This is a genomic window from Hoskinsella mucinilytica, assembly GCF_045223415.1.
GTDB classification, from domain to species: domain Bacteria; phylum Bacillota_I; class Bacilli_A; order Erysipelotrichales; family Erysipelotrichaceae; genus Hoskinsella; species Hoskinsella mucinilytica.
This window is the reverse complement of sequence record NZ_JBEQZJ010000019.1, coordinates 60,495-74,299: the sequence shown is the minus strand read 5'-3', so window position 1 is coordinate 74,299 and position 13,805 is coordinate 60,495. Positions and strand designations below refer to the sequence as shown.

General features: G+C 34.9%; 11 protein-coding genes. 10 read left to right on the top strand and 1 reads right to left on the bottom strand.

Annotation, left to right across the window (positions count from 1 at the left end; translation table 11 throughout):
- Positions 1 to 189: 189 nt before the first annotated feature.
- Positions 190 to 2,421, top strand: coding sequence for a diguanylate cyclase domain-containing protein (locus tag UGRO018_RS08555; RefSeq protein WP_416326064.1), 2,232 nt, complete (start codon positions 190 to 192; stop codon positions 2,419 to 2,421).
- Positions 2,422 to 2,445: 24 nt separating this feature from the next.
- Here the strand turns inward: UGRO018_RS08555 and ybaK are convergent, their stop codons facing one another.
- Positions 2,446 to 2,931: a Cys-tRNA(Pro) deacylase gene (gene ybaK / locus UGRO018_RS08550; RefSeq protein WP_416326063.1), complete on the bottom strand. Its 486-nt coding sequence runs from the start codon at positions 2,929 to 2,931 to the stop codon at positions 2,446 to 2,448.
- A 109-nt stretch (positions 2,932 to 3,040) separates the two neighbouring features.
- Here ybaK and UGRO018_RS08545 point away from each other — a divergent pair, with 109 nt between their 5' ends.
- The 9 genes from UGRO018_RS08545 to UGRO018_RS08505 all read left to right on the top strand — a co-directional run bounded on the left by UGRO018_RS08545 (position 3,041) and on the right by UGRO018_RS08505 (position 13,784).
- Complete coding sequence (locus UGRO018_RS08545; RefSeq protein WP_416326062.1) at positions 3,041 to 3,916, top strand: Cof-type HAD-IIB family hydrolase; 876 nt, start codon at positions 3,041 to 3,043, stop codon at positions 3,914 to 3,916.
- Positions 3,917 to 3,978: 62 nt separating this feature from the next.
- Positions 3,979 to 4,287 (top strand): thioredoxin, encoded by a 309-nt coding sequence (gene trxA, locus UGRO018_RS08540; RefSeq protein ID WP_416326061.1) that lies wholly within the window; start codon positions 3,979 to 3,981, stop codon positions 4,285 to 4,287.
- 143 nt (positions 4,288 to 4,430) lie between these two features.
- Positions 4,431 to 5,141, top strand: coding sequence for a DUF554 domain-containing protein (locus UGRO018_RS08535; RefSeq protein WP_416326060.1), 711 nt, complete (start codon positions 4,431 to 4,433; stop codon positions 5,139 to 5,141).
- 964 nt (positions 5,142 to 6,105) lie between these two features.
- Positions 6,106 to 6,492 carry a hypothetical protein gene (locus tag UGRO018_RS08530; protein WP_416326059.1) on the top strand — a complete coding sequence of 129 codons (387 nt, stop codon included), beginning with the start codon at positions 6,106 to 6,108 and terminating at the stop codon, positions 6,490 to 6,492.
- Positions 6,493 to 6,777: 285 nt separating this feature from the next.
- Positions 6,778 to 9,159, top strand: a complete 2,382-nt coding sequence (locus UGRO018_RS08525; RefSeq protein ID WP_416326058.1) for an ABC transporter permease — start codon at positions 6,778 to 6,780, stop codon at positions 9,157 to 9,159.
- A 13-nt stretch (positions 9,160 to 9,172) separates the two neighbouring features.
- Positions 9,173 to 9,943 (top strand): ABC transporter ATP-binding protein, encoded by a 771-nt coding sequence (locus UGRO018_RS08520; RefSeq protein WP_416326057.1) that lies wholly within the window; start codon positions 9,173 to 9,175, stop codon positions 9,941 to 9,943.
- Between the two features lie 3 nt (positions 9,944 to 9,946).
- The gene (locus UGRO018_RS08515; RefSeq protein ID WP_416326056.1) at positions 9,947 to 10,624 is read left to right on the top strand and encodes a response regulator transcription factor; all 678 of its coding nucleotides are present in this window, start codon (positions 9,947 to 9,949) and stop codon (positions 10,622 to 10,624) included.
- The gene (locus tag UGRO018_RS08510; RefSeq protein ID WP_416326055.1) at positions 10,611 to 11,876 is read left to right on the top strand and encodes a sensor histidine kinase; all 1,266 of its coding nucleotides are present in this window, start codon (positions 10,611 to 10,613) and stop codon (positions 11,874 to 11,876) included. The genes UGRO018_RS08515 and UGRO018_RS08510 overlap by 14 nt, the downstream gene beginning before the upstream one ends.
- A gap of 141 nt (positions 11,877 to 12,017) precedes the next feature.
- Complete coding sequence (locus UGRO018_RS08505; protein ID WP_416326054.1) at positions 12,018 to 13,784, top strand: DEAD/DEAH box helicase; 1,767 nt, start codon at positions 12,018 to 12,020, stop codon at positions 13,782 to 13,784.
- Positions 13,785 to 13,805 lie beyond the last annotated feature (21 nt).

Here is a 13,805-nt window from a genome sequence, read left to right as displayed (position 1 = left end):
TTATAGAACTTAGAATAGATAAAAGGGGAATCCGATAATTTCAGTATATCTTCATTCCCTTTGTTAAAATGCTATGATATAATGACTATAAAGATATAAATGTTATGTAGTTTATTCCATAAGATACAACGTACATAAATCGATCATCTGGTAGAATGTCATCTATGTTTTTCTACTGTGGAGGTAATGATGAAAAATATGAATACAGATTTCCATGAGAATATTCTAAAAGTAATGAAATCTGGTGTGAGTAAGCATTTAGTAGATGCTTCTTTAACCTTAGTATGGGGCAATGATGCTTTTTATCGTTTATTAGATTGCGAGAAAGAGGAATTTCAGAACCGTTATGTTGAATTCTGTAGTTGTTTTGAGGCAATGCCTCAATACTTTGAAGTTTTAAAAAAGGCGATAGCAGAAGCTCAAAAGCATAATCAAGAGCATATGGAATGTGATTTGATCATTCAAGATATTCATGGACAACAACATTGGATCAGATGTAGTGGCACAATGATTCCACAAAAAGATCAAACGATCATTTATTTTGTTTATACCATCATGGATGATGTATATCATAGCCAACAATTGTCACAAGAAAGTTTAGATGAATGCTTGAATGATTTAGAATGGATGATGTCAGAATATACAGGGAACGTATATATCAGTGATATGGATACTTATGAATTACTTTACGTAAATCAACGAGCATGTGATACTCTTCAAAGAACAGAGGCACAATTACTTGGTAAGAAGTGTTATAAAGCGATTCAAGGAAGAACTTCACCATGTCCGTTTTGTACGAATGCTTTTTTGAAAAAGAAAGAAACCTATAGCTGGGAGTTTTATAATCCGGTCTTAAAGCGCACTTTTATCATTAAAGATCGAGCATTGAATTGGAAGGGACATAAGGCTAGAATTGAATTATCTTATGATATGTATACTTCTGAATATAAATTAGCGAAAAAGGATCAAGAACGAGAAGCAATATTAAAAACAATTCCCGGAGGAATGGCACGAATCGATGCTCGTGATTCTAGTACGGTCTTATGGTATAATGGCATTTTCTTGGATATGATAGGATATACCAAAGAGCAATTTGAAAGTGAATTACATAGCCAATGTGATTATCTGAATTCTAATGATTTACGACGTATACAGAAAATGGTAAAAAGTTTAAAGCACACAGGAGACAATATCGTATTTGAAGCAAAAGCCTATACAAGAGCAAAAGAAGAACGATTATGGACCGTAACATTATGTTATATTAGTGCAGAAGATAGTTGGGATGGTATTCCTTCTTATTACAGTGTAGGATTAGATGTTACAGAAGAGCGTAAGCAGATGGAAAAGCTTCGTTATAAAGCGGAAAAGGATGCATTAACAGGGATTTATAATAGGGAAACGCTACAAAGTTATGTTGACACTTATATCGCAGAGCATCCAAATTCAAAGAATGCCTTGTTCATGATTGATACCGATGATTTTAAATTAATTAACGATACCCATGGACATATGGTTGGTGATGTTGTCTTAAGTGAAATGGCAGCGGGAATGAAAAAAATCATGAGAAAGCAAGATCTTGTAGGTCGTATTGGTGGAGATGAGTTTGCGATTTTTATGGAGGAAATCAGTTCTTATGAAGATGCAAAACAAAAGGCAAAAGAATTGGTAAATGTTTTTCATCATCTTTTTGACCAAGAGAAAAAAGAAATTGAAGTTAGTTGCAGTATTGGGATTGCTATTTATCCAGAGGATGGAGATAGTTTTAATAAGCTATATGGATGTGCTGATAAGGCCTTATATCAGGCTAAAACACAAGGGAAGAACGGTTACGCTTTCTTTGATAGCGATACTATGGATATGATAAAGATGATGGATCGATCATCTTATGTAACTTCTATAGATTCTGAACAGAGTTATGCGGAAAGTACAGATAATTTAGCTCGTTATGTTTTCCGTATCTTATATCAGATGGATGATATAAAGACAGCGATACAAATGATATTAGAAATTGTCGGAAAGCAATTTGATGTAAGTCGTGCTTATGTATTTGAAAGTACAGAGGATGGAGCATATACAAATAATACCTATGAATGGTGCAATGAAGGTGTTACTGCACAAATGAAACATTTACAGCATATCAGTTATGCAGATTTACATGATTATACAAGCTTGTTCAATGACCAAGGTATCTTTTATTGTCGAGATATTCACACATTGGATGAGGAATTGATCAAAGTGTTTGACCAACAGGATATACATTCAACCTTACAATGTGCTATCAAGCAGAATGATTTCTTTGCTGGCTTTATCGGCTTTGATGAATGTAGTGGACTTCGCCTTTGGACCAAAGAAGAAGTTAGTACCTTAACCTTAATTGCACAGATTTTAGCTGTTTTTATGCAATTAAAACCTACAAAATAGTGTTACGGTCAAATAAAAACTGCGTTAGCAGCTTTTAATAATATCGTAGCATTTCGCATGAAGTAAATTGATACATTCTTTTGGAGACATTTCGATCTGAACACCAATTTTACCACCACTAAATATGATAGTATCAAATTGAAGACAGGATTCATGGAAGGTAGTAACATATGTTTTTTTCATACCAATGGGGGAGCAACCTCCACGAATATAGCCACTGACCTTATTGATATCTTTGACATGTATCATTTCTACACTTTTTACACCTACAGCCTTAGCACATTTTTTTAGATCCAGCTCATGAGCAACTGGAACTACAAAGACATAATGCTCTTTTGTGTTTGCAATGGTCACCAGTGTTTTAAATACCATTTCAGGATTCTGATGTAGCATTTGAGCAACTTGTAATCCATCCACTGCATCTTGACCATGTTCATAAGTATAAATATTATACGGGATGTGTTCACGATCTAATATCCTCATAGCATTGGTTTTTTGTAGCTTTTTCATTTTCTCACCTCAAATATGCCAACAGTATAGCATGTTTTTTTCTATTTCGAAAGATGATAGTTGGCTAAGGCTTACGGATTCTGTTATAATGCTGATAGGTGAAAACAATATGATAAAAATGATTGCAATGGATATGGATGGTACGTTGTTAGATGAAAATAATCGTATCATGCCAGAAACAAAAAAAGTATTAATGAAGCTACAGAAACAAGGTATTCGCCTGGTTTTGGCAAGTGGTAGAAGTTATCGTAAACTATTACCATATGCCCAAGAGCTTGGTATGATGCAATATGGCGGTTATCTTGTTGAAGTAAATGGTAGTGCTGTATATGATTTGAAACAACAAAAACGTGATGTATTAGCACGTATGAAAAAGGAACAAATTCATGAGGTCTTTCATTACTTTATGAAGTGGGATGTAGAAATCATCGGTCAATTTGATGATGGAATGTTTGATTATATTCCAGATGCTTTGATGGAAGAAAAACGTAAATATCGTATAGAACATCATTTGCCTGATGATTTTCCTTGGACAGCCGGAGCATTTGAGTTCCTATTTGATAATCGAGAAGCTTATCCAAAGTTAACTTATATCAAAGAACCAGAAGAAATCCAAATGGAGATCAATAAAGTATCTGTGGCATACCATCCACAGACATTATCAGAAATTACAAAGCAAGCAAAAGAAGAGTTAAAGGATCGTTATTGGATCGGATTGACCAGTCCAAGATGGTTGGAAATTATGATTCCGGGTGTAACCAAAGCAACAGGATTAGCTCATGTCGCAAACATAAGCTTCATCTCTTTGGATGATATGATTGCCTTTGGTGATGGGGAAAATGATATTGAAATGTTGCAGGAAGTTGGAATAGGTGTAGCAATGGGTAATGCTTTTGAAAACGTAAAACAAGTGGCAGATGATGTTACGCTTTCAAATCGTGAAGAGGGTATCGCATACGCTTTAAAAAAATATTTTGATTTGTGAGTAAATCACTGAATGATTTTGATGAGCTGTGTTATACTGATAACGTAATAAGGAGGCATTATATGAAAGTAATAAATGAAACAGAATTTGATACCATCACAAAAGAGGGTCTGGTCTTGGTCGATTTCTTTGCGACATGGTGTGGACCTTGTAAAATGTTGGCTCCTGTTTTGGAACAACTATCTGAAACATATGAAGGAAGATTACAAGTGGTCAAGGTCGATGTAGATCAAAGTAGCAACCTAGCTATGCGATTTGGGATTATGAGCGTACCTACAATGTTATTATTTAAAAACGGAGAATTGGTGAAAACTTTACAGGGTTATCAACCATTACCAAGTTTAGTAGGAACCTTACAAAACTATATGTAAGAATCTTTAAAAAGTGGAAAGAGTAGGTGATTTTTGTCATCTACTTTTCTTTATCTTCAAATACCAATGTCATTCATCACATATTTATGATAAGATAATGCTTAGCATCAATCAAACGTGATCATAAATAAGGAGGTAATCTTATGGGAACGATCATCAACGCCTTTGCAGTTATCTTAGGTGGAGGAATAGGAATGATAATGAAAGGAGGATTACCGCAGCGTGTCAGTGACTTATTAATGCAAGCTTTAGGATTGTGTACTATTTTTATAGGAATCTGTGGAACATTAGCTGAAATGATGCAAGTTCATGATGCTCAGTTAACGAGTCAGGGAACTATGTTATTGATCGCATCTCTTGGCATTGGCGCTGTTATTGGAGAATTGATAGATATCGAAGGTAGAATGGAACATATGGCGAATCGCATCAAACGAATGGTACATAGTGATGACAACACCTTTGTTGAAGGCTTTGTCAGCAATTCGCTTGTCATTTGTGTTGGCGCAATGGCTGTTGTGGGGGCTTTACAGGATGGATTGACCCATGATTCCAGTATGTTGTTTACCAAAGCAATTTTAGATGGTATCATTTCAATGGTATTTGCTTCCGCATTAGGAATCGGCGTGTTATTTGCGGCATTTCCTCTGGCGATTTATCAGGGAGCAATTACTTTATTGGCAGGGGCGATTGCTCCATTATTTCATGCGACACTGATATCCAATCTATCCCTCGTCGGTTCTGTATTGATCTTTGGCGTAGGTGTAAATCTGCTGTTTGGAAAACAAATTCGGATAGGGAATCTTTTACCGGCATTGGTAGTTCCAATCGTATATGCAATCATACAAGCATTTTAGATCATTCTTATATCTAAGGATACAAAAAAAGCATCTGAGGGAAGAGATGCTTTTTTTGAATTATGATATTTATATTTTTTGAAAGGGAGAAAGTATGAATTTATTTGAGGGGAAATTATCATACTAGCAAGTCCTTATCTAACTTGCTGACTACAGTATAACAAAGACATATCAAATGAGTTTGTGGATATTATGTTAGATTGTGTGGTGTTTGTTATGTTTTTGTGAAATCTGTTGTATCTCATGGATTGCTAAGGATACAAAAAAAGCATCTGAGGGGAAGAGATGCTTTTTTTGAAAATTATGATATTTATATTTTTTGAAAGGGAGAAAGTATGAATTTATTTGAGGGGAAATTATCATACTAGCAAGTCCTTATCTAACTTGCTGACTATAGTATAACAAAGACATATCAAATGAGTTTGTGGATATTATGTTAGATTGTGTGGTGTTTGTTATGTTTTTGTGAAATCTGTTGTATCTCATAAATTGCTAAGGATACAAAAAAAGCATCTGAGGGGAAGAGATGCTTTTTTTGAATTATGATATTTATATTTTTTGAAAGGGAGAAAGTATGAATTTATTTGAGGGGAAATTATCATACTAGCAAGTCCTTATCTAACTTGCTGACTACAGTATAACAAAAACATATCGAATAAGTTTGTGGTAATTATGTTAGATTATGTTGTTTCTGAAATCATTCGTCAAACAAATATGTGATAAAGTTATGATATACAAAAACAAAAGAAGCATCGAGGGGTAATGTGCTTCTTTTGTTTAAGAATTAAATATCTTTGAAAGGAAAAAAGTATGAATCTTTTTGGGTAATATTCATACCGGCAAGTCTCATGATCGTACTTGCTACAAATATTATAATAAAAACTTATCAAAAAAGTTTGTTGAAATCATGTAGAATTGTGTGATAGACTTAAACATAATCAGAATTTGAAAGAAGGGTGACCTAATGAAGTTTTTGAATTTAGATAAAGAAGCTGTAAAAGAAGCTGCTTTGCATTCTTTTCCAAAGAAATACGTTGAAGTTGATGAGGCAGATTTCTTCGTTCGTGATATTTATAGTGGTGATATTACGATAGATGGTGTTGAACAACCATTATATGTAAGCACGAATTATGTGTATGAGGATCATTTGATCAATGGAAATGATACTCGTTTTAAAACAAAGCTTACTACTATCACTGTAAAAAAGGACGCATATGATATTGTGTATGATAGTTTTGGAAGTTATTATGTCGCATGTCAAGAACAAGATATCCAATTTATTCCATATGAGGATTTTTATGATCTTATCAAGGAGCGTATCCATCTTTTAGAAGAAAAAAAGGAAGCCTGACATTATCCGACAAAATTCTTTTTTTCTTTATGGTATTTTATAGGAGGCAGTGATACTGCTGATACGTTAAGAACCCCTGACTATCCCTGATTAACGTATTCTATTCTATCCCCTATATAATTTTATAAACAAGGCTTCGTATTCCCTCGAAGCCTTGTTTATTTTGTTAGTAAAAGAAAATGACAATAAAAAAAGTCCGATAGGATAAAATAAAAAAGGATTTAAGGATTTTTTCATAATTTGTCCTTTATACTGTAGATAGATGTTAGAAAGAAGGGAAATACTATGTGGTTTCATATATTGAAAAAAGATTTGATTAAGCGAAAAAGTGTTAATATGATCTTATTTTTATTTATCACATTAGCGACAGTGTTTGTGTCCAGTAGTGTGAATAATATCATGGTAGTTTCATCTGCTGTGGATTACTATATGGATTATGCAAATGTGCCAGATCTGACTTTGATCTTAAATTCAGACAAGGATATCAAAGATATTGAAAGATGGCTGAAACAGAAACAAGAGAAGAAAGAGGTATCTGCTTTTGCGCAAGATGAATTTTTGTCTATTTTAGACAAGAACATAGAGGTTAAGGAAAATGGTAGTTTTCATAAGATTAAGGGCGAGGTTTCTAATTTATATATGAGCATGCAGAATGAAACATATACCAAAGTCTTTGACCAAAATGAAAATGCATTCCGATTAAAAGAAGGAGAATTGGCTCTTTCTAAAAATATGATGGAGAAAAACGATTTGCAAATTGGAGATGTCTTGCGTATTGTCACAGGTAATCAAAACAAAAGTTTTGTCATTCGTTATCAGATAAAAGATGCTGCTTATGGAACAGAGATGATCGGAATGTCACGATTGATCGTTAGTGATGAAGATTATCAAGCATATCGATCTGTTGGACAAAAACTGAAACAAATTCATGTTATGTGTGATGATGTGAATATGGTCAATGAGCAATTAGATAACTTAGGGTATGATTCGATTATCAACATCATAAGTCGTGATACGTATAAGTTGGCATATAGCTTTGATATGATCGTGGCAGGATTATTGATCGGTATCGGTATCTGCTTGATTCTGATTTCATTACTTGTATTACGTTTTACCTTGGTATTTACGATGGAAGAGCAGTATCAGGAAATAGGTATTTTAAAAGCAATCGGATTACGAGATTTTGCGATTAAAAAGTTGTATCTTGTGAAATATCTGGTGATTGTCTGTGTTGGAGCCATGCTGGGATTATTATTGAGTTTTCCTTTAAGCAAACAAATGATGCAATCCCTTAGCAGTAATATGATCATAGAGCATAGTGATGCCAATATGGGAGTCAATGTATTATGTGCACTGATCATTATCACTATTGTATTGTTCTTTTGTTATTATTGTACTAGAAGGTTGCATAAGGTATCTGCGATTACTGCCATTCGTGGAGGTGCAGATGGAGAATCCTTTGCACATGTATCACGCTTTACTTTAAGTAGATATTCAAGCATAACGGTTCCTATATATCTTGGAATACATGATATCATAACACATATGCGTCGTTATATTGTATTGATGATCACCTTTAGTATTAGCTTTATTTTAATCACGATCCCGTTGAATACGGTCAATACCATGCAAAGTGATGAAATGATACGTAAAATGATGGTAGATCCAGAAAGCGCAATCGTCGTAAGGAAGATCGAACGAATCGGAAATGAAAAATATCAAAATATAGCTCAATTAGAAGAAGGTATGGAACGTGTGAAACAAGAAATGAAGGATAAAGGATATGAGGTAGAAATGTGTGGTGTACCGATCCTGTTTCTGAAATATGGAGATAAAAAAGATACCAACAGACATAATTATATGAGCATACAATTCGTAGGAAAACAGGATTCGTTTGTGCCCTATGAAGAAGGCAGTGCACCAATCTTAGAAAATGAAATTGCTTTTTCTAAAAAGGTGTTAGAGCGAGAAGGGTGGAGCATTGGTGATAAGGTAATAACCGAAATCAATGGTGAAGAAAAGCATTTATTGATTACGGGTTCTTATAGTGATTATATGCAGCTTGGTAAAAGTGCTAGATTAAGTCCTGCCATAACAAGCGATGAAGAGAGTCTATTTGATTATTGGGGAGTAATGGTATATATGGATACTTCATTGTCACAGATTGAGTTGGTAAAGCAATTACAAAAGGAGTTTCCAGATTATGAATGGAAAACTTCTCAAGAAATTATCGATCAAAATGTCGGAGGAATCCAGGATATCTTGCAACAAATGCTTTTGCCAATGACAGGAATGTTATGTGGAGTGATCATGTTGATTACGGTATTGATGGAAAAGCTGTTTATCGCAAGAGAAAAAGGTGAAATCGCTATGTTAAAAAGCATTGGATTTCGCAATAGTAGCATTCGTTTATGGCAGTTATCTAGAATGATCGTGGTGACATGCTGTTCTATGATCATCGCAATTCCTTTATCGCTTTTATCTAATGCGGTGATCTTAAAACCGATCTTTGCGATCATGGGTGCTAATATAGCCATTCAAGTAAATGCACTTCAGGCATATATCATTTATCCTACTATCTTATTGATTGGTATTCTGATTGCTGCTTTGCTTGGCTCTATGAGTATCAAAAACATTGATATTAGAGAAATGAATCATTTGGAATAGGAGAAAACGGAATATGGAAACGCTAACTGTAACTAATCTTTGTAAGACATTTATTGTGAATAAACGTCAAAATAATGTATTGAGAAATATCAATTTAACCATTGAAAAAGGCGAAATGGTAGGTGTCATGGGTCCTAGTGGATCAGGTAAGACGACACTTTTATATACCGTAAGTGGTATGGATCAATTGAGCGCCGGCAGTGTGAATTTCTTTGGGAAAGAGTTAAATAAGCTATCTGCAAATGAGATGAGTGATTTACGTTTAGAAGAAATGGGATTTGTATTTCAACAAATGTATATGCTGAAAAATCTAACACTCTATGATAATATAATGTTACCGGCATTTCAAAAAAGACATGGTAAGCATAAGGAAAGTCGTAAACAAATTGAAGAGCGTGCTACGATGTTGATGCATAAGCTGAATATCAGTGAAGTAGGCAATCATGCGGTCAATGAGGTTTCCGGTGGTCAATTACAACGTGCATGTATTTGTCGAAGTTTGATCAATCATCCTAAGATCATTTTTGCCGATGAACCAACCGGGGCATTAAATAAACAGAATTCAATTGAAGTGATGCAAGAGCTGATCAAAATCAATGCAGAAGGAACAAGTATTCTATTGGTTACCCATGATATGAAGGTTGCTTCTAAATGTGAAAGAGTGCTCTATATAGAGGATGGTGATATTCGTGATGAGATATCCTTGGGAAAATGGGATCATGGTATGAATGCCGATGCTAGGGAACGTAGATTAAATGAATGGTTATTAAAATTAGGATGGTGATGTATGGAAACGATATTACTAATTGAAGATCATAAAGAACTTGCTGAGTTGTTAACGGCCTTTCTAACCAAGAAAGGCTTTTCCCTTTGTTCTTTTCCAGATGCAGAAGCAGGTCTTGCATGGCTGTATACACATAATGTTGATATGATTTTACTTGATATCATGTTACCGAATATGGATGGCTTTGCTTTTATGCGGCAAGTACGTAAGCTTTATGATCTACCTATTTTGATCATGAGCGCAAGAGGTGAAAAATCAGATCAATTGATGGGCTTTGAGCTTGGGGCAGATGATTATATTCCTAAACCGGTAGATCCGGATATCTTATATGCGAAAATTCAGGTTTTGTTACATCGTCGATCAGATAGAAACCAACAGCATAAGATTTATTCAGGAGCATTGATGATAGATGTAGATGCACATAAGGCATATATCAAACAAAAACCATTGGAACTAAATGCTAAAGAGTTTGAGCTATTGTTGTTGTTTGTGAAAAATGAAGGAAAGACCTTACAAAAAGATTTTTTATTTAATGAAATTTGGGGCATGGAAAGTGAAAGTGAAAACCAGACCTTGACCGTACATGTGAAAATGCTTCGTTCTAAGATCGAAGAACAACCACGCCAACCAAAACGTATTCAAACTGTATGGGGAGTAGGATATCGTTATGAAAAAATTTGACCGTTTGTTTATTCTTTCGCTATTATTATATAGCATCCTTGCTTTGTTGTTAGGATATGGTAGTTATCATCAAGATGACCGTGATCAAAATGCTTTTCGTGTGGATATCAATCGAGCGATGAAAGAAATGCAGAGCTTGAAGGATCCATCGGCATTGGATCTATCAAAATATAAACTGATACAAGCAATTCGTTATCTAGATATTGAACAACAGGAAGCGTCTATTGTGGAAGCCTTCTATGACTTTGCACAAGAAGATGGTGTGATGATCCAACCTTGGTATCAAGATGAAAAGTTAAAAGGATATTTAAAATTTGAGTATCATATGCCACGTAGGAATAAAGAGCATTTGTTGATGGCACAGACCGGGCTTCTTTTCATGGAATTGTTTGTACTTGCTATTTTGTTTTATTTGAGAAAACGTGTCATCCTACCTTTTCAACAGTTGAGTGAAATGCCGTTAGAACTAGCCAAGGGTCATGGAAAAAAAGATATCAAGATCGAGAAAAGTCGCTATTATCAAGACTTCTTGATGGGGATGGGCCAATTAAAAGATGAATTGGAACTATCGAAAAAACGACAATTAGAGCTATTAAAGGAGAAGAAACAATTGCTATTATCCTTATCTCATGATATCAAAACGCCATTAAATCTCATTCGACTGTATGGGCGTATGTTGGTGGAAGATCATTGTGATGAAAGTGATAAAAATCGTTATGTTTCTAAAATAGAAGAAAAAAGTAAAGAAATCGAAGATTATGTGAATCAGATTAGGCTTGCTTCTCGAGAAGATATTATGGATCTTGAGGTACAACAAGGAGAATTTTATCTTTCGGATTTAATGAAAAAGGTCTTGGATGTGTATCAAGAGCAATGTAAGCTACGTCATATTGAACTATGCATTGGGGCATATGAGGATAGATTATTAAAAGGAGATATCGATAGAGTCCGTGAAATTTTTGATAATTTGTTTGAAAATGCTTATAAATACGGTGATGGTAGAAGCATTAAAATCACTTTTTATGAAGAGGATTATTGTCAATTGATTCATTTCTATAATAGTGGAAGTATTGTGAATGAAAATGAATATAATCATTTGTTTGATAGCTTTTTTAGAGGGACAAATGCACTTGGAAAAGCAGGAAGCGGTTTAGGGCTTTATATTTGCAAAGAGCTTATGCAAAAGATGGATGGTGCGATATATGCGAAACAAGAAGCTGAGGGTATGGCATTGATACTGGTTTTTCGTTAATGATCATGCTAAGTCACGCTTCGTGCAGATTTTTTTTCTTATCATTGATTTGCGATATTTCCATTGACGTTTCATAGTACCTGTGATAAACTTAATAAGTTATTACGAGATAAAATACATAATGATAGAAAGAAGGTAACAATGACACAATTTAATGAATTAAACATCAGCAGTGAGGTAATGAAAGCTGTTGAAGAAATGGGATATGAAAATGCAACCGACATACAAGCACAAGCCATTCCATTGATTATGGAAGGAAAGGATGTGCTGGGTCGTTCCAATACAGGTACAGGCAAGACAGCGGCATTCGGTATCCCAGCAATTGAAATGGTAGAAGCAAGCAATAAGCTTCCCAATGCGCTTATCATTTGTCCAACCAGAGAATTAGTGACACAGGTCGCTACAGAATTAAGAAAGTTTTCAAAGTATAAAGAAGGAATTAAAATCGTTCCGATTTATGGCGGTCAACCAATTGACTCTCAGATCAAACTTCTAAAAAGAGGTTGTGGTATCGTTGTAGGTACACCGGGAAGGATCATGGATCATTTGCGTAGAAAAACATTACGTTTAAATGATACTCGTATGGTGATCTTAGATGAAGCAGATGAAATGTTGAATATGGGATTTAAAGAGGATATTGAAGAAATCTTAAACAGTATGCCTGCTGAAAATGAACATCAGACAGTTTTATTCTCTGCAACATGGCCTGCAGATATCTTGAAGATCACAGAACAGTTTCAAAAAGATCCAGTACGTGTAGAAATCAAATCTAGTCAACGTACCATTGATACCGTAGAACAGATTTATTATGATGTTCCACGAGGAAAAAAAGCAAATGCACTTCGTGTATTATTGAACCATTATGATCCAGATCTTTGTATGATTTTCTGTAATACCAAGAAAATGGTAGATGATCTATGTACTGAGTTGAATCAGCATGATATCAAGGCTTTATCTTTGCATGGTGATATGAAACAAGAGTTTAGAACACGTGTTATGGATCAGTTCCGTAATGGTGGTGCAACCATTTTGATTGCGACTGATGTCGCCGCTAGAGGAATTGATGTTGATGATATTGATCTTGTAGTGAATTTTGATCTTCCTCAGGATAATGAATATTATATTCACCGTGTAGGAAGAACAGGACGTGCAGGTAAGAAAGGTCTTGCTATCACTTTGGTAAGTGGTGGTAAACAGCGTGGCGGTATCAAGGATATCATCCGTTATACTAAGACTAATGTAGTACGTCATTCACTTCCAACATCTGCACAAATGATAGAAGCAAATCGCAATGCGTTTGTCGCAACTGTGAAAGAAGCTTGTGATGAGGGCATTACAGAAGAAAGCATTGAAATCGCAAATGAATTAATGGCTGAAGGAATCGCTTTGGAAAATATCATTTCTGCATTGATTTCTATGACTTATAAAAATGAGATTATCGATATTGAGGCAGAGGAAGATGTGAAACGTTATGCATCTGATTTTGATGCCATTACATTGAAATTCAGTATCGGTCGAAATGTCGGTGTGAAGACAGGAAATATCGTAGCCGCAATCATTGAAGAAAGTGGTATCTCCGGGAAAGCAATCGGTAGAATTGATGTAAGAAAAGATTTTACTCTAGTAGATGTTGCCGCAGATAAGGTGGATGCTGTATTAACCAGTATGCAGAGAAGTCATATTCGTGGTGAAGAGGTTATGGTGGAAATTGATAGTGCACCAAAACGTAAAAGCGGAGGAAGATCTAGAAATAATGATCGTAAATCATCCGGTGGAAGAAGCGGTAATGGTGGTAATCGCAATGCTTCCAAATCACGTGATGGTAATAGAGAAAAACGTGCACCAAGACGTGGCGGAAACCATGATAAGAGTGTTCGTAAGTCAGGAAAAGAAAGACGTACAAAATAAAAAGCTAGCTCTAAATAAAAA

Bases quoted from the DNA above. Each gene is read 5' to 3' on its own strand.
- UGRO018_RS08515 (WP_416326056.1), top strand. From the start codon at position 9,947: ATGGAAACGATATTACTAATTGAAGATCATAAAGAACTTGCTGAGTTG.
- UGRO018_RS08520 (WP_416326057.1), top strand. From the start codon at position 9,173: ATGGAAACGCTAACTGTAACTAATCTTTGTAAGACATTTATTGTGAAT.
- UGRO018_RS08510 (WP_416326055.1), top strand. From the start codon at position 10,611: ATGAAAAAATTTGACCGTTTGTTTATTCTTTCGCTATTATTATATAGC.
- UGRO018_RS08545 (WP_416326062.1), top strand. From the start codon at position 3,041: ATGATAAAAATGATTGCAATGGATATGGATGGTACGTTGTTAGATGAA.
- trxA (WP_416326061.1), top strand. From the start codon at position 3,979: ATGAAAGTAATAAATGAAACAGAATTTGATACCATCACAAAAGAGGGT.
- UGRO018_RS08555 (WP_416326064.1), top strand. From the start codon at position 190: ATGAAAAATATGAATACAGATTTCCATGAGAATATTCTAAAAGTAATG.
- UGRO018_RS08530 (WP_416326059.1), top strand. From the start codon at position 6,106: ATGAAGTTTTTGAATTTAGATAAAGAAGCTGTAAAAGAAGCTGCTTTG.
- UGRO018_RS08505 (WP_416326054.1), top strand. From the start codon at position 12,018: ATGACACAATTTAATGAATTAAACATCAGCAGTGAGGTAATGAAAGCT.
- UGRO018_RS08525 (WP_416326058.1), top strand. From the start codon at position 6,778: ATGTGGTTTCATATATTGAAAAAAGATTTGATTAAGCGAAAAAGTGTT.
- ybaK (WP_416326063.1), bottom strand. From the start codon at position 2,931: ATGAAAAAGCTACAAAAAACCAATGCTATGAGGATATTAGATCGTGAA.
- UGRO018_RS08535 (WP_416326060.1), top strand. From the start codon at position 4,431: ATGGGAACGATCATCAACGCCTTTGCAGTTATCTTAGGTGGAGGAATA.